Origin of the sequence: Paenibacillus solisilvae (genome assembly GCF_042656405.1) — a bacterium.
Taxonomy (GTDB): domain Bacteria; phylum Bacillota; class Bacilli; order Paenibacillales; family Paenibacillaceae; genus Paenibacillus_Z; species Paenibacillus_Z solisilvae.
Genome location: NZ_JBHSOW010000018.1, coordinates 1 through 22,336, shown reverse-complemented (window position 1 = coordinate 22,336; position 22,336 = coordinate 1). Strand labels below are relative to the sequence as shown.

Annotated in this window: 18 protein-coding genes; 4 read left to right on the top strand and 14 right to left on the bottom strand. The window is 50.1% G+C overall.

The features are described from left to right. Positions 1–84: 84 nt before the first annotated feature. From ACFPYJ_RS05565 to ACFPYJ_RS05530, 8 genes are all read right to left on the bottom strand, one after another. Positions 85–780: a hypothetical protein gene (locus tag ACFPYJ_RS05565; protein WP_379187068.1), complete on the bottom strand. Its 696-nt coding sequence runs from the start codon at positions 778–780 to the stop codon at positions 85–87. Between the two features lie 103 nt (positions 781–883). Then, positions 884–1,255 carry an HIRAN domain-containing protein gene (locus ACFPYJ_RS05560; protein ID WP_379187067.1) on the bottom strand — a complete coding sequence of 124 codons (372 nt, stop codon included), beginning with the start codon at positions 1,253–1,255 and terminating at the stop codon, positions 884–886. Between the two features lie 88 nt (positions 1,256–1,343). Next, on the bottom strand, positions 1,344–1,619 hold the full coding sequence (locus tag ACFPYJ_RS05555) for a hypothetical protein (protein ID WP_379187066.1): 276 nt from the start codon (positions 1,617–1,619) through the stop codon (positions 1,344–1,346). Between the two features lie 253 nt (positions 1,620–1,872). After that, the gene (locus tag ACFPYJ_RS05550) at positions 1,873–3,534 is read right to left on the bottom strand and encodes a trypsin-like peptidase domain-containing protein (protein WP_379187065.1); all 1,662 of its coding nucleotides are present in this window, start codon (positions 3,532–3,534) and stop codon (positions 1,873–1,875) included. Between the two features lie 1,305 nt (positions 3,535–4,839). Next, positions 4,840–7,089: a family 78 glycoside hydrolase catalytic domain gene (locus ACFPYJ_RS05545; RefSeq protein WP_379187064.1), complete on the bottom strand. Its 2,250-nt coding sequence runs from the start codon at positions 7,087–7,089 to the stop codon at positions 4,840–4,842. Between the two features lie 36 nt (positions 7,090–7,125). Further along, positions 7,126–8,124, bottom strand: coding sequence for an alcohol dehydrogenase catalytic domain-containing protein (locus ACFPYJ_RS05540; protein ID WP_379187063.1), 999 nt, complete (start codon positions 8,122–8,124; stop codon positions 7,126–7,128). Between the two features lie 127 nt (positions 8,125–8,251). After that, positions 8,252–9,307, bottom strand: a complete 1,056-nt coding sequence (locus ACFPYJ_RS05535; RefSeq protein WP_379187062.1) for a Gfo/Idh/MocA family protein — start codon at positions 9,305–9,307, stop codon at positions 8,252–8,254. Continuing rightward, the gene (locus ACFPYJ_RS05530; RefSeq protein ID WP_379187061.1) at positions 9,300–10,325 is read right to left on the bottom strand and encodes an aldo/keto reductase; all 1,026 of its coding nucleotides are present in this window, start codon (positions 10,323–10,325) and stop codon (positions 9,300–9,302) included. The genes ACFPYJ_RS05535 and ACFPYJ_RS05530 overlap by 8 nt, the downstream gene beginning before the upstream one ends. Before the next feature lie 79 nt (positions 10,326–10,404). Between ACFPYJ_RS05530 and ACFPYJ_RS05525 the strand changes: the two genes are divergently transcribed. Continuing rightward, positions 10,405–10,575, top strand: coding sequence for a hypothetical protein (locus ACFPYJ_RS05525; RefSeq protein ID WP_379187060.1), 171 nt, complete (start codon positions 10,405–10,407; stop codon positions 10,573–10,575). A 311-nt stretch (positions 10,576–10,886) separates the two neighbouring features. On the opposite strand, the gene ACFPYJ_RS05520 is transcribed toward ACFPYJ_RS05525, so the two are convergent. The 6 genes from ACFPYJ_RS05520 to ACFPYJ_RS05495 form a co-directional block, all read right to left on the bottom strand. Then, positions 10,887–13,370 (bottom strand): hypothetical protein, encoded by a 2,484-nt coding sequence (locus tag ACFPYJ_RS05520; protein ID WP_379187059.1) that lies wholly within the window; start codon positions 13,368–13,370, stop codon positions 10,887–10,889. A gap of 59 nt (positions 13,371–13,429) precedes the next feature. Continuing rightward, positions 13,430–14,263, bottom strand: a complete 834-nt coding sequence (locus ACFPYJ_RS05515) for a carbohydrate ABC transporter permease (protein WP_379187058.1) — start codon at positions 14,261–14,263, stop codon at positions 13,430–13,432. After that, complete coding sequence (locus tag ACFPYJ_RS05510) at positions 14,263–15,150, bottom strand: carbohydrate ABC transporter permease (protein WP_379187056.1); 888 nt, start codon at positions 15,148–15,150, stop codon at positions 14,263–14,265. The genes ACFPYJ_RS05515 and ACFPYJ_RS05510 overlap by 1 nt, the downstream gene beginning before the upstream one ends. Before the next feature lie 135 nt (positions 15,151–15,285). Next, positions 15,286–16,632: an ABC transporter substrate-binding protein gene (locus ACFPYJ_RS05505; RefSeq protein WP_379187055.1), complete on the bottom strand. Its 1,347-nt coding sequence runs from the start codon at positions 16,630–16,632 to the stop codon at positions 15,286–15,288. A gap of 175 nt (positions 16,633–16,807) precedes the next feature. Then, a complete protein-coding gene (locus tag ACFPYJ_RS05500) occupies positions 16,808–18,457 on the bottom strand; it encodes a response regulator (RefSeq protein ID WP_379187054.1) in 1,650 nt (549 codons plus the stop codon). After that, positions 18,454–20,292, bottom strand: coding sequence for a cache domain-containing sensor histidine kinase (locus tag ACFPYJ_RS05495; RefSeq protein ID WP_379187053.1), 1,839 nt, complete (start codon positions 20,290–20,292; stop codon positions 18,454–18,456). Before ACFPYJ_RS05495 ends, ACFPYJ_RS05500 begins: the two co-directional genes overlap by 4 nt. 457 nt (positions 20,293–20,749) lie before the next feature. Between ACFPYJ_RS05495 and ACFPYJ_RS05490 the strand changes: the two genes are divergently transcribed. From ACFPYJ_RS05490 to ACFPYJ_RS05480, 3 genes are read left to right on the top strand one after another with little or no spacing between them, the layout of a single operon-like run. Further along, positions 20,750–20,878: a hypothetical protein gene (locus ACFPYJ_RS05490; protein ID WP_379187052.1), complete on the top strand. Its 129-nt coding sequence runs from the start codon at positions 20,750–20,752 to the stop codon at positions 20,876–20,878. A gap of 26 nt (positions 20,879–20,904) precedes the next feature. Beyond that, complete coding sequence (locus ACFPYJ_RS05485; protein WP_379187051.1) at positions 20,905–21,087, top strand: class I SAM-dependent methyltransferase; 183 nt, start codon at positions 20,905–20,907, stop codon at positions 21,085–21,087. Between the two features lie 4 nt (positions 21,088–21,091). Further along, a complete protein-coding gene (locus ACFPYJ_RS05480) occupies positions 21,092–21,319 on the top strand; it encodes a hypothetical protein (RefSeq protein ID WP_379187050.1) in 228 nt (75 codons plus the stop codon). Positions 21,320–22,336: the final 1,017 nt, after the last annotated feature.

The following is a 22,336-nucleotide window of genomic DNA, read 5'->3' as shown; positions in this document are numbered from 1 at the left end:
GATGATTCTGACAACCGGATGTCATGGAACGTACGTTTGCGAAAAGGAATAAATAAAGCTTCCCCTCAAGGAAGCTTTGAATGGCTATTTTGGATTTTCACACCCGCCCAGTAACGCTTCTTTTAAGCGTTCTACTGCTTGTTGTCGGTAAGCGGGGTTTAATCTCCAGCAGAAAGGATGCACCAATTGATTACGCCGATCCAGTGCATACACCAGCTTATGTTCATATCGTGTAGACCAGTCCCTGATCCGATTAACTTCTTCCGCGAAGACCCCGTTTAAGAAACCTATCATTATAAATGATGAAGCTTCGCATTGCTGTTGGAACGCTTCCTGGTCATATACTTCCCTTTCAAACAGGACAGATCGATCAATATCTCGCGCCTGAAGATGATCCATCACTTCTTGATGATAACCGCCAATCTTCTCGCCATCCGGTTCTACTAGAGCTGTAATATTAAAGACGGAGAGATATCCTTTCGGATATTCAGGTTCATATGCTTTCCGAACGACTTTAATCAAATTCTGCATGGTTGTGTCAGGTGGACCTATGCCTTGGATAACATCTCTATCTCCTTCTCCCGTCGAAAAGGTCTGCCATTCTGGGTGATTCCGCATTTTATACGAACCCGGGTTGGTCATAATAACAGTCCCTAGCAGTCGATCACTCGTGCTGAGCCTAATCTGGGTTTGTGTACGGAGCAGCATCACTTTATCGCCATGATTTATTCTTGTCATTTGCGCGGTAACCTGTTCGGTGTAGATCCTCTTCTTTGGCATATTCTAGCCTCCCTTATGATAGTCCAAGGAACTCTATTTGCTCATCAAGCAGCTTCGGATACTGAATGTCGATTACTCCATCCTGTTTCACCATTTAGGGACATTAGAAGATATAACGTTTACGGTTTTTTTCTGATTCAGTCGAATTAATTATTGGAGGAGACAGTACATCGTCAATCTGATCGGTTAGTTCAACGACTACAGTATCTTTCACAATGAATCGAACAATACCATATATCATATCTTCAAATGTATCGTAAATACGTCCCGCGCTTTTGCAGCCTCTTGGAACTGTATGAGGACTGTTGGCCACGTATCCGATTTTGCCCAGCGGGGTCATTTCAACTCGAATCGCTTCTTGATCATGCCGATTATCCGGGTCTTTCACGAGTCGAATAGGATAACCGATTTTGATGAAATCTGTGCCGAAATAGTGATTGGTTCCCGTTACTGCAACAAAAATGTGTTCGTTCATACGGTTTTCACCTCCGTAAAGAATTCAATTGGGATCCTTGGTGCCACGTTCTAATAGGAGGAATTGGCTTGTCTTATTGAAGAAAAAACTATTTTAAGCGTGCGTAAAACCAGATAGGCAGCCAGAATAACATTCCACCAATATAGAGGATGGTGTAAATGCCCCTTCGACCCACTATTTTATCTAAATTGTGCAGAGCATCGTATAACTCATCTCTTACCCGAACAAGCTCCTTGTCATCCTCCTGATCCAATTCTTCATCAAATATTTCAGCCATTTCCTTAGTTATAAAGCGGTATGTCAAAAAGAGACCAATACCCAGATAAACGCTTAAATTAATGACCATGATATTCGGCACGTTCATCGAAATGACCTTCCCCCTAAATATCCTTTTAAATTAAGTATTGCATATCTAAATGACAGTTCATTGTCAGCGAACATACGTTCATTTAGCTAAAGTATTCTTCGAAAAATATAAGGAGATAATCGTTAGCGTCTGGAGAGATGCAATGCCACGGGAATACAGTTCCTTAAACTACAACCGAGCAGAAGGGGGTTGGGTGCACAAAAAAAGAGCCCACGGATGTTCACAGGGCTCTTACTCTTGCTGACATTAATTATGGCCTTACGAAAACGTCTACTCCACCGTCAATATTAATCCCTGCAAAAAAGTGAGTAACCTTATATCCACCAGCAACAGGCGTAATCTCCGATGGATCAAAGGCACTTGGATAGGTGTTGAACGTAAATTCGAAGTAAATGCCCATTGATATCTTCTTATCTGGAAAATGCGAGTAAATGGCATCGCCAATACTTTTAGCCCAATAATACACTTGGTTTTGAATGGTAGGATAGTAATCAAGATAAGTTTTGTAGTCATAAGTTCCCATTTGATTAAAAATGGCTATTACTCCGTCGTTAGTGACGAAGGATTCCCACTCGCCTAATTGAAGATTTACCACGGATGTAGGTATTTGAGTAACCGTTTCATTTAAAGCCTGTGTAACAATGACTCTTGTCTGTTCCGTTGAATCACTAGGAGCAGGATGCGTAACTGGCTGTACCGCTGGCTGCGTTGGAATCAAAGAAGCTAAAGGTGTTACAGCAATATCATTGAACATCCTGCCATTGATTTTACCCAATAAAACTTGAGCATCTTTAATCGAAATTGCAAAATTCAAATCCGCATTGCTATCATCAATTCCAGCGCTGGTAATCCCAACAAGCTCGCCTTTCATATTGAACAGCCCTCCACCAGAGCTTCCATGATCTATAGGGACACTGATTTGAATGTAGTTAACTCCATCCTGTTTAGTGAAGTTGCTGACCACACCTTCGGATACCGTATTCTGTACGCCTCTGGGACTCCCAATTGCAACAACCCTGTCACCTTTTTCTAATTCATCTGGATTTCCTATTTGTACGGCTTCCCAAGCTTTTGTATAATTTTGAACCTTAACTATTGCTAAGTCTAAGGATTCATTATATGCGGCAACCCCGCCAATAAGATATGAAGTGCCATTGGTTTCAATAACATTGCCGCTTGTTTGACCATCAATGACATGATAATTCGTCAAAAATAAACCTTGACCTAAACTTACTGCACTCCCTTGCGAATCAACCATTTCAAGCATGACAACCTTTTTGTCATTAATCACAGTTACTTGCTTTGTCGTCAATTCTGTAGATGAACTGTTCGATGCAGTAGGCAAAGGCTCTGTTGTTGGTATAGGTGTCAGCTCTGCTGCTGGCACAGGCGTTGGTTCAGGTGCTGCAGTTGTTTCGCTTACTACTGGTAAATCAATGTAGATTGCATGACCAGGAGTATCAACTTCAATAATGCAGCCCATCGATTCCCCAACGAATCTAAGCGGTATATAGGTAGTGTTATTAATAGCTTCAGGAGCCACAGGTAGAGTTTTCATCTTGCCATTAAGGAATCCTCTCTTAACGCCAACGGTTAGCGTAATCGTTGTGCCTGCTTTTTTTGCTCTGACTGTTCTTGTTTTTGCGTCATACTGTATCATGAATCCCATAGCTAAAAAAACGTTCTTAAATGGAACGATCGTAGAACCGTTTTTGATAATTGCGTTTGAAGATGCTAATGCTCCATCAACATAAACTTTATACATCGTTTGTGGTGGTGCTGCTGCTGCACTAACGTTTACCCCTCCCATAAGTAAAAGGGCCAATGAAATTATAGAAATTATAAATTTACGCACTGTTAATCCTCTCCATCCATCAGTGTGTTTTTTCCAATAAGTAAAATCTAAATTCATTCAGGGTCAATGCTGAAGGTTCCTCTTACCTCCATTAACAAATTGATTTTCTCCCTTCCGTCGCAAGGAGAATAAAGACGATTCCAACTATGTGCAAAAGTAACAGGATCCTGCATGCTCGACCACTCCTTCATGATTAGTACAGTCAGCATACCAATACTCTTCGACATGAGTGTGTCACCAAATGTGTGTTCTTATAGCCGGAGCACCTGTCACATCTAATTCATCTGTACGCATCAACGAGAATTTGTTCAACCCTAATCCCACTCCGAGCAGAACGATTAACGACACGGATGCCAGCAAATTTATGCACATCTACGCTTTCCAAAGCTTATAGTTAAAGAGGCTGGGGAGGAACGGTCTAATGCTCTTCCCCTTTTTAAATGAAGAAAAGTCTGCTCGACACTTGTGTTTAACAAGCTGAGCAGACTTTTCTTCCATCAAGTCATATATCGGATATTTAATCCTTTAAGCCAAGTCGGAATACCTTGTGCTCTTCACCCGAGGGGGGCTATTTACGCCCATTCCATCAAAACTAAGCACTCCACATGCACCGTTTGCGGGTCAAAAATCGAGTATTATAGAGACTGTTACAGTTGGCTGAAGCCTTTATTTTACTGGTTTTTTGGCGTTCGCGTTATGTTCATTTAGGCTCGTTTGGTTGGTATAGGGGAGGGTTTTTCACCGATTTTACACCAACTCTGTCAGCGTTTTATCCCCAATTTCTCACCAGTTTTCAGCCATTTTTGTTTGACGTAAATACATGCACCCAATTGAATTTATCTGGGTTCATGTTAGTTAGAAGCACATGCACCCGGTAGAATAAAAAAAGGGTACATGTAATAGGGATGTACCGAATGAGAACCATATAAACTGACCCGGTAAAGCATGCGGTTCCTCATCCGTCGGCAAAGGCCGACGACAAGTTAGTCAGGAAGTTCGTCCTGACTTCTTCCTTGGAATAACGTTCCAAGTCGATTAGGAACATATCTTTGTATCCAATTAAACGTTTGTCATATAAGAGGCATATCAGCATCGCCATTGACGTCTTTTATTCGATCTTGGCCCCAAAAAGTCAAAAGATACTCGTTCACTTTAAAACGCCAATTACTTTTTCCAGGCATACCTGCTTTGGTTATTCGGTAAATGAAGAAGTATATCAGGTTCCATGATCTCCGGCATACTTCAGCTACGATTCTGATTAACCAAGGCGTTCATGCTATCTGCGAATATTTTGACCAATGAGCTAAGACATCTCGTTTCTTAGCGTCTCTGACATAAGCTCTTCTTATTTCGATTCATTTTTCAAATATTCAATTTAAATTCATTCTCGCCCGCTTCAAGCTTTTTCACGACCTCGCCGCCCGGCAGTCTTACTGCAAATGTGGCTTTCACCGTTGCGGGAATTCGCGCTCGAATTACGATGCCGCTGGGGCCGCTCCGCTCCCAGCCGGCATAGATCTCGCCGTGTATCGTCGGCACCGCCGCTTCTGCAAATGCGAGCCCATCTGGCATATACGGACGGACGAGCGTTTCCGAAAATCCCGGAGCAGTTGCGCGGATTCCGACAACATACTCCTGCAGCAGCCGGGCCGGATAGCCGTTCCACGCGTGGCAATGGCTCTCGATATCGTCCCAGCCTTCCCACATCGTTCGTGCGCCCTGCCCGATCATATGCCCCCAGCCGGGATAATCCTCTTTGCTGAGCAACGCATAAGCTTCCGCTTCCCGGCCGTTCTCGAACAGCATGCGGAGCAGTGGCAGCGACAGCACGGTTTTGCTCTCCCATTTCTTCACAGCCGCGTTAGCTATCGCATCCGCCCGATCCTCTTCCGGCACAAGACCGGCATACAGCGCGATGCCATTGACACCTTGATGCGTTTCCGCCGAATCCGAGCTGTCGCGAAACCTTTTGTTGACCGGATCGTACAGATGGCGGAGTGCCGCTGCCGTCAACCGCTCGGCAAATCCGCAGTATGCCCGGCTGTCATCAACTTCGCCGATGATCGCTGCTGCCTCGCTGACGATCCGTAAAGTCTGCACCATTTTCACTTGTTGGACAGTCAGAAATTCGCCTTTGTGCTCAACAGTCGGATAAGGCCAGTCGCTGATATGCCAGCCCTTATCCAGCGAAACCAGCCCCTTGTTGGGATCGATCAGGCTCAAGTAATAATCGGTCATCCGGCGCAATGGCCGGTAATAGCGCTGAAGCAGCCCCGCGTCGCCGGAGTGCCAATAAAGCTTCCAAAGCAGCGTCGAATAATGCAAATCCCACTCAGGAATCTGGATCTTGAATTCGGGATTGTCATAATTGGACGGCGCGTTAAAAGGAAATGTACCGTCCTCCAGCTGCGAATCCGCAAAATCGCTCAACGTTTTTTCAATCATGGACAAGCTTTCGAAATTATACAGCAGCGTTTCCGCCTGCAAATCCGTATCGGAGATATATTGCGCCTGCTCCCGGTGCGGACAATCGACGAATTGCCCCAGCGCATTGTTCTTCTGAGTCTGAATGCTAACGTCATATAGGGCATTCAGGAGCCCGTCGGAGGAGCGGAAGCTCCCCTTATAAGGAAGATCTGTATGCGCCGAACAAATGACGATTCCGCTTCCTGGCTCGATTCGTCGAGGATAACCCGTAATCTCCACATAACGGAAAGCCTTATAGGAAAAGTCCGGCTGCCACTCTTCAAGCCCGTCTCCGCGCATCGTATATTGATCGTAATAACGATCGGAGAACTCATTGGCGACGTTATGCTTCACCCGAACTTGCCCGTCCCGTTCCTCCACATCCTCCGAGTACCGCAACCGAAGAACGGCTCCTGGAATTCCCTCCAGACTGATTTGGGGCCAACCGGACACGATTTTCCCAGCATCGAATACTTGGGCATCCACTGAAGAACCCATCATGCCGGCGTTGGAACCAATACGCAAAGGGACAACCACCTCTTCAACCGCGCCTTCCGGTATAGGCTGAAGCGCCATTGGCCATTGCCGCTTGCCGATCTTGGCAAGCTTCGCTTTAATTGAGGGCATTTCCGTCCATCCCGCGCAACGCCAGCGCTCGTCCCATTTTCCGGCGTCATAGTCCTCGATTGCGCTGATCCTCCGATTCTGCTGATAAGGAGTTCCGGACCGCAGCGGCATCTCCTTCAGCACATCCCAAGTGGTGTCGGACTTAACGATTTTTTCCGATCCGTCCGCATACTCAATGTGCAGCTGCAGCCGGAATCCAGGCAGGCCATCGACATAGTTCTGCCCGCCTCCACCCAAGTAATGTGCATCTGCAGTCAAGCAGTTCATTCCAACGGCCAAAAAATCGCTCACTTCATAGGACAAATAATATTTCCGTTTCCATGGCGTTGTCGGCGCGGGCGATCCATAACCGCCGATTCTGTGCCCGTTCAAGTACACCTTCGCCGAATGGTTGGCCGACATGAACAGCTTGGCCGAAGCCGCTGGAGCTTTAACCAGCCATTCCTTACGAAAAAAAGCAAAATCGTTCACCCGGACACGCCGGGAACGCCAAATCCAATCCGCCTGCCAATGCTCCACGCTTATCCCTCCTGCCCTAATTCGCACACGGGCCCCTTACTCGACCTCTTTTCTCCAGTCCAGCACGATTCCAAGAAAAAATTCACTTTTGTCCATGATAATTTGCCAGGCCTCGGAAGCTTGATTTGCCGGCAGGATGTGCGTAATGAGCGAGGAAGTGTCGAGCCAGCCTTCATGGATGCCCGTCAGCGTCTCATCCATCCGCTTCTTCGTCCAACCGGACGGACAGTGAAGGGTAATCTCCTGCTCACGCAGGTCTTGGATATCGACCAAACCCGTCGTCCCAAGGAAACCTGCCGATACCAGGTGGCTGTTATGCTTCATTGCCGGCTTCAGCTGCCGGAACGTATCCATCGCGCCTACCGTATCCACAACGACGGCGATGTTATTCCGGCTGCCTAGCCAGATTTCCAGCGCTTGCTCTTTCAGATTGACAGTCTCTATGGATGAGGGCAGCAATTCCATTCTCCGGTTATGGCGTCCGAGCACCGTCACGTTCGCTCCGCGGTGGGCCAACGTTTGGGCGGCCCATTGGCCGACCATTCCGTCTCCGATGACAACGGCAACATCACCCTTGCCGACTGTCGGACGGAGTCCGCAATTATAGCCGACTTGTACCAATACAAGCGAACTATAGTCCAGCGAATCCACGCCATCCGGGAGTTTCCAAACCTGGCTGTAATGCGTAATAGCGGGATTCACATGGCCTCCCGTGTCGAATTTCATGCCCTCTACCCGGCTGACGGATGCGAATACCCGGTCTCCCGGCTGCAAATCCCTGACAAGCTCGCCCACGCTGCGGACGATCCCGACCTTCTGATACCCGGCAACCTGGGGATAAGGAAGCGCGACTCCCGGTCTGGTCACCTGCTCGCCGCTGATTCTCTCGCCGTACAGGAATGAAGATTCCGTTCCATTACTGATCCATGAATATTCAACATCGACGCAGACATCCTCCGGACCCGGCTCGGGCACGGAAACCTCCATGAATCGAACTTGTCTGACATCGGTAAATACGACCGCTTCTGCTCTCATGGTTACCTCCAATAATTAAGATTTGAAGTCCGTTCCCGGATACGCATACGCCTTGATGGCTTACTGGTTTCTCAGCACCGCCACGGTGTCTGCCTAGCAGAAGTCCCGACACGACGAGCCCAGAAGTCTAAGACGTAACAGGAAGCTCCCGCCTCATTCGCGCTATGATATCCGCCTCAATCGATCCCTCGAGCGGCAGATCGACCCGCGCATGATCCATTGCGCTCGAGCAGATCGCATACAAAATCTCATACCCATGCTCGCTGACATCGAAGTTACACGGATGCGTCGCGCGCTCGTCATCCAGCCAGTCGGCCAGATCGCGGGTATACGCAGACTGAATGAGATCCTGGGCAAGCGGGGCCCAGAACAAATCCTGACCTTGCAGCAGCTCTCCGTTGGAACTGCGGGTAAAAGCCGCCCAACGGCCATCGGTCTCGGCCCAGGCATATCCGTGCGTGCCATAGACGGTCAATCGGTTGTCGGGCCAGAACTTGTCGTCCGTCAAATAAGCGGGACTCAAATAGCCGCATTCGATCGTGCCCCGGACGCCGCCGGCGAAAAGCATTTCCGCCAAGGCATACTCCGGTGAAGGATGGCTGTCGTCCAGCTTTTCCTTGCCGTGTACATGGCCGACGACCCAATCAGCTCTGGCGCCTCCGTTGATCCACAGCATGTAATCGACGAAATGCGTCCCCGAGTTGTACAGCCATCCCCGCGTTTTCGCGTGAATGTGGACGATATCGCCGATATCTCCTGAACGGACGACAGCCTGCAACTTGTCGAACGAAGACAAATACTTCTGCTGGTGGCACACGATAGCGCGAATGCCGCGTTCCCGGCACAGCTGTCCGATCGCCCGCGCCTCCTGTAAGGAATTGGCGATCGGCTTCTCCATCGCGATTGCTCTGACTCCGTGCTTGGCAGCCAGCTCGATAAGCGGCAGCCGAACGGTCGGCGGAGTCGCGAAGCAGAACACATCCGGTTTGACCTCCGCCAGCATCGTCTCCGCGTCGGTATAGACGCGCGGCACGCCGTACCGCCCCTTCAAATCTTGCAGTTTCTGTTCGCTGGAGCTGCATACAGCGCTTATCTCAAACCGGTCCGCATTCGCCAGAAACCCCTTCAGGTGGATCATGCCCCGATTTCCTAATCCTAGCAGCGCTACTTTATATTTAGGCATCTCCGTTCGTTCCTCCTCCCAATGTCGCAAACCAAGAGTCCGCATCTTCGGCAATCAGCGAGGCTGCGGCTTCATAATCGAGATAGACGTCGGCTGCAAGCAGACTGTCCAACAAGTGCTCTTTCTTCTTGCAGCCGACAATCGGGAATACCGGGAACGGGTGCGCGATCAAGTAGGCAAGGGCAATCTGCGTAGAGGTGACGCCCATCTCACGAGCCATACGCTCGGCCCGCTCCAGCCGGTCGAAGTTCATATCGCTGTAATAAATTCGAGAGACGTCGATGCCGGAAGACGGCTGCTGCTCCGCCGCCCTGCGATGTCGCCCGCTGAAAAATCCGTTCGCCTGGGAGCTGTAAGGAACCGCCGTCATCCCTGTACGCCGGTGCCAGTCGACGATGCCGTGATCGCTGATCACCATCGTCGGATCCTGGATCGCCCCCGGGTTCACCTCGCCCAGGTTCCACAGATTCTGGACGGCGACGAACCCATTATAACCCTTGCTCCGGGCATATCGATTCGCTTCCTCGATACGGGGGATCGTCCAGTTCGAACAGGCGTAGTAGCGGATATATCCCTTGCGCACGTAATATTCCAACGTCTCGATAATCAATTCGACAGACTTTTCCGGATCGTCCCTGTGCAGATAGTACAGATCGATGTAGTCCGTATGCAGTCTTCTCAGACTTCCTTCCAAATCGATGCCGATGTCTTCGGGAGTTACTCGCCGAATATCGGGAGTATCCAGTCGGGGATGGCCTCCTTTGGTAGCCAGAATGAGCCGGTCCCGGTTGCCGCGCGACTTGATCCACTGGCCCAGAAACCGTTCGCTGCTGCTCGGCTCGATCGGCAGCCAATTCGCGTACACTTCTGCGGAGTCTATGAAATTGCCGCCGCGTTCCGCATAGACGTCCATCAGCTCATTGGATTGCTCCACCGCGATGGAGCCTCCGAGATCGGAAGTTCCCATGCAGATGACGGATGCGACAAGATCGGTTCGGGCGATCGTATTGTACTTCAACCTTATTCAGCTCCTTTTCAACGACCCTGAATCAATGGACCGTCTTGTTTGTTTTGAATTCCCTCGGAGAAAGTTCTTCTTGAAGAGGACGCTGAACGATTGCGGACTCGGGTACCCGACACGCCGCCCCGTTCGTACGTCTTCAGATCATCTCCCGCAGCAGCTCCATCGCCTTCTTCATCCGCGTCTCCAGCAGGAAATCGCTGAAATTCATCTGACGTTCCTGCTTGAACAACACGCTGAAGTATAGTTCAGGTAGATATTAGTTGTGCCTAGCTTGCTAGGCACGCTATGTTATAAAGATGACTCCGGCAAAACCAGAGTCATCGTTGAATACCTATTTGTTATTTACTCAACTTTCGCAGAGCGAAAATCAGCATTACGCCACGTGGAGCAATAGTTTGTTTGCTCCTAATAAGGGCTGCTCGAAGAAGAACGAGTGGCTAGCCATTCTCTCGACCGACCTAACGTTCTCCGTACAGGACATCTTCCGGATTTACCGGATGCGCTGGGACATTGAGGTGTTTTTCAAGTGCGCCAATGCTGCGAAAGTTGAGTTATTCAGCTCAACGCCACGCGGCCGCCGATGCCCCATTTGACGAAGTGCCAATGGGCTCCCAGCGTCCGTTCCGGAGCGTCGGGCCGGTCGGCGAAATTCTTAGTTCCCGCATATTGAGCCGGACTCGTTAAGTACCGGTCGCCGTCGACGTGGCGATGCGGACCGAATTTATTGTAAGTGCTCGGATACAATTCTACGGTCAATTCAAACTCGCCGGCTTCGATGCCTACGGGCAATTCCACTCGCCAGTCAGGTCCCCAGCACCAGCCGAGCTCGCTGCCGTTAAACCGGACGAAAGCTGCATCGGCATATACGTCGGTAAGCAACAATGCCTGAAGTCCCGTTTCATCGTCCGACAGGCGGATGCGCTTGGACGCCGTCATAGGCCGATCGGAGAACGGATAGCCGGACGCGATCAGATCCGCGGCATCGGGTTGGCCGTGACGGCTCGGCGACATGAGCACGAACGCGCCTTCGGTACGCCATTGATGCGCGTCCTTCTCCGTTAACAGCGAATCGCTCTTTACGACGAACGGGCCGCGCAGGAAAGCGAACGGGTTCGACTCGCCGCCCGGCAGCGGAATCGCTTCGATGCGAAGGCTTGAGCTTTCGGCGACAATCGCAGCCGGTATGCGAGCGACGGTCAAATCACCCTCAGCGACTAGCGGCAAGACCGTGCCGTTCGCTCGCAATTCGGCAATCGGATCATGCAGAACGAATGTCCACTCACCATGCCCTTTTTCGATCGGTTTCTCCAAACGCCATTCGACCGCGAGGTTACCGTTTGCTTGCGGGTCGAACTCGGCAAAGAGCAAGTTAATGTCCGGTGCTCGTAATACGGTCCATTCCGTTTGCCAAGGAATGACCGGACTATCGGCTACTCCCGCTGAAATTTCAACTCGGGCGTTCCTAAGAGCCGCTCCAGCGATCTCTTCCGCATCGCTCGCCGGAGAAATCTCCACACCGAACGCTTGCCTCCAGTCCCCTTCGCCAAGCACGCGAACGCCCGCTTCCCGAAGCCGGTTGACGATGCCATCGTCTCTCCAAACGCAACCCTCCGCGATCAGGATGGCCGCATATTCCCTCCGCCCAATTCGCAGTTTGCCGTTTGCGGCGACGCCGTCTTCTTCGATTACGCGTTCCTCGGACAGCTCGTAGTGCAACTTTGCTTTATGGAAATGGTCCACTAGAGCGAGAAACTTCTTGCTAATGAGTCCCGCTTTATTATTCGGAACGTTCGAGCCATCATGCTCGTTCATCTGCATGGCTTCCTGCGGTAAGAACGCCGCCATGACGCCGCGGGTCGGCGTCACAAGTAGAACGTCTGGCTCGCCCTTCAAATCGGGAATCTTCCGGGACTGTTCCTTAAGCGATGCCAGAAGCGCCGGGAAACCGTCCCTCCAGGAAACATGGCTTGGCATTGAAGGAGGCCAATCGCGTATCGCTTGCGACTTCAGCTTCATTTGGTTCAAATGAAGCGTGAACGTCCTAATCCCATGGCCCACAAGCCACAGGACGTAATTCGTGAACGACTCCGGTGACACTCCCCAGCCGCTTCCTCCCATCGCTTCCACGAGACAACCTTCGCGGCCCTGCTGCATCGCGACGGAGTGAGCGATTCGCGGATAGAAGTGGTTACTCGGGTAACGCTCCAGCGCATCCACCGCCGGCGTTTCGATGCCCTTCAGCACCTGGAACGCAGAGCCGCTGTAGGAAAGCTGGAAGAACGGGTTCTCCTCTGCCTTCAGATGCCCGGTGAACTTCTTGCCGTTAGCCGCGCACCAATCCTGCACCGGATTATAGAAGCCAGCGACCAACAAGTCCGTCGCCAACTCCCAATAGCGGACCCGCACGCATTCACTACCGTCACCGTCCTTGAACAGCAGCGGAAGTAACAGCTCCAGCTTCTCGCCGTAACGCTCCTCATACATGGCCGGCATTCGAGAATCCCAAGGGAGTCCTCCTTTGTTGACCGTGATGCCGTGCCCATCGAGAAAAGCCACTTCGTCGGTGAAGAATCCGGTCACGTAGTCGAATGCTTCCGGCGCAAGCCCCTTGCGGTAGCCTTCATGCGTAATGTCGATAAACAGCCTCGTCGCTTCATCATCGAACGACGAGACCGCATGATGATAATGATAAGCGATTCCGTTCTGTCCGTTCGCTCCGCGTTCCCAAGCGATCCATTCACAGCGCAAGTCAGGGCGGCGCGCCATCACTTGCCCTCCCGCAGTTCCGGAAGGCCAGCCGTCCTCGTCGTAAATCCAAAACGACATGCCGATGCTTTTCGAATATAGAATGATTTCGGAAACAATAGCCAAATAATCTTCACTCATATAAACCGGCTCATTCGGGTAGAACCGCGGATGGAAAATAACGCCGTCCAGCCCTGCAGCCTTCAAGTCCTCCAACTGCGAGCGCAACCGCGCCGGCTCCAGAGCATCATTAATCGCCCAAAAGCCGAGAAAAGTCAATTCATCGCCCATCATGCATCCATCCTTCTTTTTCTTAATGCCGATCCGACTAGGCTTTCCCGGGTCCGATAGCTTTAACCTTTCACCGCGCCAGCGGTAATGCCGCTGATGATGAATCGCTGTGCGAACAGGTATATGACGAGCATCGGGACGACGATCATGCACACCCCGGCGAAAATAAGCGACCAATCGTTGTTGTACATCCCTTGAAACGAAGACAACTGCACAGTTATCGTCGTCTTGCGATTATCGGACAGATAGAGCATCGGCATCAGGAAGTCATTCCACACGTTAAACAAGTTCAACACCGTTACCGTCGTGACGGCAGGCTTCAGGAGCGGCAGCACGATTCGGAAGAAGGTTTTGTACGTGCCGGATCCGTCTACCAGAGCAGCTTCCTCCAATTCCTTCGGCACGCCTTTGACGAATCCGCTCAAGATGAAGACTGAGAACGGCGCCAGCATGCCCAGATAGATGAAAATGACGCCTGGATACGTGTTGATCAAATTGAAGGTTTGCAGCACTTTGTATAATGGGATCATCGCCATCTGGAACGGTACGATCATGCCGGCCAGAAAGACAATGTAAATGACACGGTAGAACCTGTTGTCCCGACGAGAGATCACGTACGCGGCCATGGCGGCCATCAGTACGACGCCCGCCACCGAAATGGCAGCGATACCGATCGTATTAATCAACGATCGGACGTAATTCATCGTTTCGAAAGCCTTCGTGAACGAATCAAAGGTCCATTTCTCCGGCCAACCGAACGGATGAAGCGCCAGATCGCTCTTGGTCTTGACGGCTGTTAGCAGCACGAGCAAGATCGGATAGACGTACAGCAAGATGACGACCCATAATAGTCCCATGCCAACAGGCTTGCCGATTCGAGAGAATGTTCGGCTCATTACATCTCCACCTCCCTCTTGCGCAAGAATGTAACCAAGACAGAGGTAATCAACAGAATGCAGACGAATAGCGTCACCGAGAGCGCCGACCCGTATCCCCAGCGTATACTGCTTCCGAAGCCGAGCTGGTAGATCATCGTGGCGACCGATTCAGTCGCGTAGCCCGGACCTCCACCCGTCAGAGCGTAGATTTGGTTAAACAGCTGCAGATTCCCGATCAAGCAAAGCACGATATTGATCGTGAACGCCGGCGCGACGAGCGGGAACGTAATATGAACGAACCTGCGCCAGCCGATCGCCCCGTCAAGATCTCCGCTCTCGTATAGGTCCTTCGGGATACCTTGCAATCCCGCTATATAGATAACCATCGAATAACCCATACATTGCCAGATCGTGACGAGCACGATCATCCAGCGTGCCGATCCGGGATCGCTAAGCCAACCCATCTTCCAGGCGTCTAGTCCGATGGCATCCAATACATTGTTAACGACGCCGATGTTCGGTTCGAGGATAAACCCCCACACATAACCGATCAGCAGCGTGGAAAAAATATAAGGCATGAAAAGCAACGTCCGCATAGCGTTCACGCCCCGAAACTTGCGAACGAGCAGCATCGCGAAGAGCAGTCCGATGAGGTTCTGCAGCACTGTAATACAAACCGTGTACATGACTGTATTCCGAAAGGAAGTGATGATCATACGATCGTGTAACATTTCCTTGTAATTTGCCAAACCGATGAACTTGCTTGTAATACCATCCCATTCAGTGAACGAATAATACGCGGAGCCTAAGGTAGGCACCAAATAGAATCCTAAGTAAAACACGAGGGCCGGCAGCAGGAACGTCAGCCATTTCAACTCCGTTGTCCATCTCGATCTCGATATCATTCAACTACCTCCTTTACGCAAAACGGGAATCGGCCGGCATCCGCTAAAGGCAAACGCCGACCGACCCTCCTTCTTTGTTGCGTTACCTTTTTCGACAGCGGTGCTGGTTTAAACCGTTGCCATCCGATTGCCTTTTTATTTATTCAGCACTTTGGCGTTAGCGGCGTCATAGTCGGCGATAAATTGATCCGGCGTCGTTCCCTTTGCGACGAGGTTTTGTTGTGATTTCTCCATGAGGAACGACGTGCCGGACGGTTGATAGAGGCCGTCCGTTCCCCACCAAGTCGCAATGACAGAGGTTTGACCCATCACTTGCTGCACTTCTTTGGTGAAAGGATTGTCCACTTGCACTTTCGTGTTGGTCGGGATGCCGTTCAAATCTTTCATGATGCGAGCCTGATTCTCCGGGCTCAAGTAGAAGTCCATCGCTTGTTTCGCGGCATCTAGATTTTCGGTCTTGGCATTGATCAGAAGACCTTCGTTCGCGTTGGTCGGAAGCGCCGTCTTCTCGCCCGGGGCATTCAGCGGAAGGGCAAAGAAGCCGATCTCCGCGTCCGGGTTCGCGCTCTGAATCGCGCTGAGCTGCCACGTCCCCGTTACCATCATAGCCGCTTTGCCGGTAGCGACCAATTGACTGGCGACGCTCGCGTCTGTTCCTAGGAAATTGTCCGTGAAGTACCCCTTGTCGGCCCAATCCAACTGAACGTTCAGCACCTTTGTCATGTCATCCTTGATGTCGGCGTATTTGAGCTCGCCTGTCGCGAGCTTTTCTTTGATCGTAGGGTCTTTCGCGTCGATGTATTGACCGAACGCGATGAAAGGAATGATCTGCGTCGTCCAAGGATCCTTGAAGCCAGCGGCCATCGGCGCGATTCCCCCCGCCTTCAGCTTTTCGAAAGAAGCCGCGAGTTCGTCGATGTTCGTCGGTATAGTGATGCCGTTATCCGCGAACACTTTCTTGTTGTAGAGAACGCCGAGCGCGTTGGTCGAGACCGGCAAATAGAACAGCTTGCCTTCCTTGTTCGCCTTGCGGCTCTCGATGACGGAAGGAATGAAATCCTGAACGGACTTCAGGCCGGATAAATCGACTAATTGTCCCGGCTGGATTTTAAACTTTTCTACGGTGTTCATTTCGTTATCAATGCCATGGGTCAAGAACAGATCGGGCAAATCGTCCGACGCGAGCTTCGTCTTCAACAACGTCGCGTATTGATCGGGAGGCACGTTCTGCATGTCGATCGTAATATTGTACTTGTCCTTCATATCTTGGATCCAGGCGTCGGTCGATGCCGTACGGTCGGAATACGTCCAAGTCATGTAACTCAGCGTCGCCGAAGCGGAACTTGGTGAGCTGGAGGAACCGCTATCCGTTGCACCTGCATTTCCGCTACTGTTATTGCCGTTCGAACCGCAAGCCGCTAGCATCAATGTTGTTAACGCGAGCGTGACCCCTAGCGTGGCAGCCTTTTTCTTAATTTTCATGCCGATCCCTCCCATTTGTCTTTGCCTCTTTATTATAGGAAATGGCCAAGCCGGGCACACTCCACTCATTCTACCGTTTATCCTATATTTTTTTGACTTTTGGCTTGTTTTAAACGGTAAAAAAAAACCGATCCCTCGCCGCATTTGACGACGAAGATCGGATCGGCCGGATCGGTTAGTTGAGATGAGTATGATTCTTGCGGTATTCGGACGGAGTACAGCCGTAGAAGTCTTTGAATTTCTTCAGAAAATAGTTCGGGTTCTCATATCCGACTAGCGGCGCGATGTCCACGACCTTCAGTTGCTCATTCTTAAGAAGCCTAACGGCCGCCTCTAGCCGGATCCGGCTCAAACGATCGTTGAACGTCTCCCCGGTCTCGGTTTTGAACAATCTGGACAAGTACGCGGGATTGAGATGGAACCGCTCGGACACCGCATGAAGCGATATTTCTTCGCCGTAATGCAGGCTCAGGTATTGAACGATTTCCTCTACCGCTTTCTTTGCCCCGACTTTACGGCCGGATGCCAGGAAAGCAACCGCGCCATCGACGGCTCGTTCGAGCCAGCGGCGCATGTCTTCGAACGAACGGTATTCCGAGCCGTCCTTCTCCGCAAGTCCAAGTTCAGCCAAAACCGTTTCCGCAATGCCGTGCTTCCTCAGAAGCTTGCGGATGCCGACTCTCATCTCGTCGAGCGTACCGCGCATGCTGTCGGGTCGAATCGTCTCGCTCTCCTTCCATACGCGGAACAACTCGTCGATCATTCCTACGGCCTGCTGCCCGTATCCGTTCTCCATGTAATGGAGCAAGGCCTTCTCGTTATTGTCCGGGTAGACATAGTATTCGTTACGTCCCTTGACTTCATCCGCGTGCACGATGGTTCCATGGTGCACGACTCCCGCATTGCGGACCGCTTCCGAGGCTTCGGTGTAAGAATGGGCCGCATCCAACAACGAATCGAATTCGCCTCCTACACCGACGTGGAGACGGAAACCTGTCAACTCCTCCAGCCTAGCCACCGCCCGCTCCAAGCTTCCGTAAAAATCGTCGAAAGGCCGTTCCTTGCCCGTCTCATCCTCCGCGAACGGAAAATCCTTTAGCCAGATGAATTCGTTCTGCTGCCCGTACTTCCGGAACAGAACGCCGTCGGCGAGTGGTTGAGTCAATTCTTCCAACACGTTCAGGAGAACAAAGCTCGCTAGACCAACATCGTTGCCATATTTGTTCGCTGCGACTTTCTCGAAATTGTCCGATTCGAAAACGAGAACGACTCTTCTGCTGTCTTTCATCCGCTCATCAGGATAACCAGCCTTCCTTAACGCCTGTCGAAGCATAGCGATGCCGACGATAGGGTCCGTAACGAGCCGCGTCAATGCCCGTTCCTTCGTAAGCGGACCGCTCTCGTTGAGCTGGATGTTCATCCGAATCAGCTTGTCCGTCCGGGAGTCCTCGTCGTTGAGGCGGATCGCCGCTCTTCTAAGCGTCTGATCGAGTTGATCTTCGTCGATCGGCTTCAGGATGTAATCGATCACGCCGTAAACGATTGCCTTCTTCGCGTATTCGAACTCCGAATAACCGCTGAGCACGATAGAAATGATTTCGGGATACTCTCGATGAACGAGTTCCAGTAGCGCCATGCCGTCCATGACGGGCATACGGATGTCGGTAATCAGAATGTCGGGAGGATCGCTGCGGATCAAGTCCAACGCCGCTCGCCCGTTCCGTGCTTCTCCCGCGATTGTCAATCCGAGTGAAGCCCAGTCTATCTGCTCCCGGATGCTGATCCGCGCCCATTCCTCGTCGTCCACGATCAATACTTTTCTCATCGTTGCGTTCCCTCGCTCTCTCTTATGGGTAATCGAATGATGACGCGAGTCCATTCATTCTTACGGCTATCGAGCTCAAGACCGTACGGCGCTCCGTACATGAGCCGGATCCGCGCGTGGATATTGCGAAGCCCGATCGAATGGCCGCTGCGCGACAGTCTTGCGACTTCCCGGTCGGGATCATAGACCGAGGTCAGAACTCGTTCTATCTCCTCCGGTGTCATGCCGATTCCATTGTCGTAAACTTCCAAACGGAGCTCACCGTTATCGACTCGGCCCGATAGGCGCACCCGTCCCCCGTTCTCCTTCTCTTCCAGTCCATGCGTTATCGAATTTTCGACGATCGGCTGGAGAATCAGCTTCACGACGCTATACGAATAGATTTGCTCGTCGATGTCCAGATCGTAGTCAAAGTAGCCACGGAACCGAAGCTTCTGGATGCCCATGTAACAGACTACGTTCTCGATCTCGTCCCGCACCGGGACGGTGCTTTGCTGCATGTTAATGCCATAGCGAAGCATCTTCGCGAGACTCTTAGTGACGGTCCCGATTTCGGGAACCTTGTGGACGGCAGCCATTCCGCTCACGATCTGCAGCGTGTTATAAATAAAATGCGGGTTTATTTGCGATTGCAAGTATTTGAATTCCGCGTTTTTGCGGGCAAACTGTTCCTCATAATTTTCCGCAATGAGTCTCTTGATCGTATCGACCATCCCGTTGAAGCTGAAGACGAGTTGGCCGAGCTCGTCCTGCGTAGTAGGTTCGAGCATCACATTGAAGTTGCCCTGCTTGACCTGTACGATACCTTTCTTTAAATGTTGGATGGGAAGAAATATTTTCTTGGAGAGCAAATACGCCATCAGTACCGCCAGAGCGAGCGCGGCGACGGCGAGCAGCAAATAAACGGCAAGCATACTTTTGCCTGACTTGTTCAACTCCGAATACGGCGTCAGCGTCACCGACTTCCAACCGGTTACCTCGAGCGTACTATAGGATAATAAGTAGCGATTACCGGCGATTTCGACATCGAACGAACCGTTAGGAGCCCGGCTCATCTGGCGAAGCAGCGACGGCTGGAGCTCGTCTATGTGCGGCGATGCCTTGCCGGCGAACATCATCCGGCCCTCCTCGTTAAGCAACAGCACTCCGGTCGTTTCGCTCAGCTTCGCTTTTTTCACGATATTTTCCAGCGACTCCATAGAAAGATCGATCAGGATGACCCCGTTATCCCGGTCATTGTCGGAGAAGCCTTTGAGAACGCGGGAGAAGGAGATGACGTCTTTGTCGTAAATCAGTTGAAAAGGCTTATGTGGAGCTGAGATGACCGTTCTTCCATCCGCTTCCACCGACTTGCGATACCACTCTTCCCCCGTAGGATCGTATTGCGCTTTCGTCATCCCGTAGATGACGTACGAGTATTGCTTGACAGGTGTCACGTAAATGTAAACACTATTAAAATCGCTTCGCAGATTGATCATCCGCTCGAAAAACGCCTGCAAACTCTGATTTGCCGAATATTGCTCAGTTAATGAACCGTAAGGCTCCGGTGACAGCGCTTCCCGCATACTGGTCTTGGAGTTGTTGCTCTCCGCGTCCGCGTACATCGACATAATGATGCGGTCTACCTGGTCCAGATTATCCTCGAAGCCCGTGTTGATGTTGTCGACTAACCGGGATGCGGCGTCAGCCGCCTGCTGTTCGAAGATGTTGCGCGTATACAAGTAGGAGGTCGCGCTGGAAAACAAAAGAATGGCCATAGCGATCGCAATGATGCCGTAAAAAAACTTGTAGAACAAACTTATCTGGGAAACCGCGCGCCTCCAACCCCCAGACATTCGATACCCGCTCCCCATTAATTTGCGCTCCCTTCCAGCGAAAAATCACATTCGACGAATCACTTTATTGTACCAGACAAGTGTGGTACGAAAGCAAGTAGGACAAGCAGTAGCTGCTTGTCCTAAGCAGCTGTTTTTGTTGTGGCCATTTGCTGGAATTCGATCCTTAATGATTTCGCTGGTCATGGATATATAATCCATAAGTGCTTATTCCTAATATGATGAGTTCTCTACATGTTTAAAAGTGGTAGCCATAAGTTGAACTCATCATCTCCGAATTTGTCTACGTATTCCTGTATGGTATGGCTTATTGGAAATATTAAATGTCAGGCTAGAAATAAGCTAGGGTAATAAGCTGTGGAAGCAACAACTGTTGCTATGACTATTGCTGGTGGAACTGACGAAATGATGCTAAATATTGTAGCAAAATCTAATACATTTTAGGAGAGTGTTAATCATGAATCCTGTTCAATACTCTAACGAAAATAATTTTGATGCACAGAAGTACGATAGTCAAATAGCATATGTTTCAAATTATGGAAAAGCAGTTATTGATGTATTGCAGCATCTGCTGGAGAGCACATAATAGACTTGGGATGCGGTACTGGGGATTTGGCTATTGAGATTCAAAAACATGGGGCTTATGTTATGGGGATCGATAATTCTAATGAGATGCTTGAGCAAGCCAGAAAAAAGTACCCTGAGCTTCAAACTCAACTAGTAGATGCTCTGAAAACTTCAATTATGATAATCGTTTTGATGCAATATTTTCCAATGCAGCTTTACATTGGATGACTCATTGAAAGAAGATGGGCGTTTTGTTGCTGAAATGGGTGGAAAAGGCAATGTACAAACAATCGATGCTATTTACGAAACTTTAGATGAAAAAGGCTTTGATCTAAAAAAAATTAATAATCCTTGGTATTTTCCAAGTATAAGTGAATATTCATATATCTTAGAAAGAAATGGTTTTAAAGTTGACTACATGGTACATTTTGATCGACCTACTCTGCTAGACGATTTGTGAAAACGGAGTCGAGACTTGGATTCAAATGTCTGCAAGTGACTTTTTCTTAACTGTTCCAATTGAAAAAAGGCAGCTGATGATGAAATTGGCAGCTGAAAAAACGAGGTCCAAGTTATATAGAGATGGCAATTGGTATGCCGATTATAAACGATTGCGTTTCAAAGCCACTAAAGTGGGCCATTAAGCCTTTCTCAGATAAGTTGTTCTGGAGTTAGACTAAACATGGCTGCCCTAGTTTAAGCATGACAGCGGCCAAAGACAGATGCTGAACTATTCGTTAATCCAAGATCATCGCTTCAAACTCCGCGTCGCAAAGATGTGCACCGTATTTAATGTCTCCCGAAGTGGCAACTTCGGATGGACTCGAGTGGGGCAGTACCATAGGTGGGGGAAAATTGACATCAAGTACGCGACTTTTTCCATACATTCAAACCAAAATAGTTTTTGACATATCTAAATAAGAGACTTTCAAGTGCTTTTCTTGACAGATGCCCTAATCCTTTCATACTTTAAGGTTCCCCGGCATGCCATATGCCGGGCCTGCCTTACGGCGAGTAACGGGTGCAGGGAGTGTACTCCCTGCGTTTCCCCATTAGCGGACGGAAGGGGAATCATTCTTTTGCTCGGAGGCAAAAACAATTCGCTTTCTGGTTGGCAATCTGATATTCGTGGATTCACATATATTCTACCTACGTCTGAAGAGCATACCGCTAACTATTTTCGGACGTTCGCCACTAAAGCTACAAAAAAGTCCTACGCGGATTTTCTCTTCAGCTAACCTTTTACATCACTTTTACATCAAAAATATTTCTATGGTACTGTATTACAACTTCCAGAACCCTGTATCACTTATCACTTAGAGAAACTCAATAAGGACAAGTGAACTCAGCCACTGTTCTATCCCTCACCATAAGAGCGACGCACTCCACATGTGTCGAGACGCTAAAAGGTGGTCATACCCCTGTCAAGTAGACATTAGAAAAAAGCTATGCTGCCAGCGCGCACCGGTATTCAATC

Coding starts and splice junctions, on each gene's coding strand:
- ACFPYJ_RS05510 (WP_379187056.1), bottom strand. CDS start 15,150: ATGATATCGAGATCGAGATGGACAACGGAGTTGAAATGGCTGACGTTC.
- ACFPYJ_RS05540 (WP_379187063.1), bottom strand. CDS start 8,124: ATGAGAGCAGAAGCGGTCGTATTTACCGATGTCAGACAAGTTCGATTC.
- ACFPYJ_RS05490 (WP_379187052.1), top strand. CDS start 20,750: ATGAATCCTGTTCAATACTCTAACGAAAATAATTTTGATGCACAGAAG.
- ACFPYJ_RS05500 (WP_379187054.1), bottom strand. CDS start 18,457: ATGAGAAAAGTATTGATCGTGGACGACGAGGAATGGGCGCGGATCAGC.
- ACFPYJ_RS05515 (WP_379187058.1), bottom strand. CDS start 14,263: ATGAGCCGAACATTCTCTCGAATCGGCAAGCCTGTTGGCATGGGACTA.
- ACFPYJ_RS05565 (WP_379187068.1), bottom strand. CDS start 780: ATGCCAAAGAAGAGGATCTACACCGAACAGGTTACCGCGCAAATGACA.
- ACFPYJ_RS05555 (WP_379187066.1), bottom strand. CDS start 1,619: ATGAACGTGCCGAATATCATGGTCATTAATTTAAGCGTTTATCTGGGT.
- ACFPYJ_RS05560 (WP_379187067.1), bottom strand. CDS start 1,255: ATGAACGAACACATTTTTGTTGCAGTAACGGGAACCAATCACTATTTC.
- ACFPYJ_RS05535 (WP_379187062.1), bottom strand. CDS start 9,307: ATGCCTAAATATAAAGTAGCGCTGCTAGGATTAGGAAATCGGGGCATG.
- ACFPYJ_RS05495 (WP_379187053.1), bottom strand. CDS start 20,292: ATGTCTGGGGGTTGGAGGCGCGCGGTTTCCCAGATAAGTTTGTTCTAC.
- ACFPYJ_RS05550 (WP_379187065.1), bottom strand. CDS start 3,534: ATGAATTTAGATTTTACTTATTGGAAAAAACACACTGATGGATGGAGA.
- ACFPYJ_RS05505 (WP_379187055.1), bottom strand. CDS start 16,632: ATGAAAATTAAGAAAAAGGCTGCCACGCTAGGGGTCACGCTCGCGTTA.
- ACFPYJ_RS05520 (WP_379187059.1), bottom strand. CDS start 13,370: ATGATGGGCGATGAATTGACTTTTCTCGGCTTTTGGGCGATTAATGAT.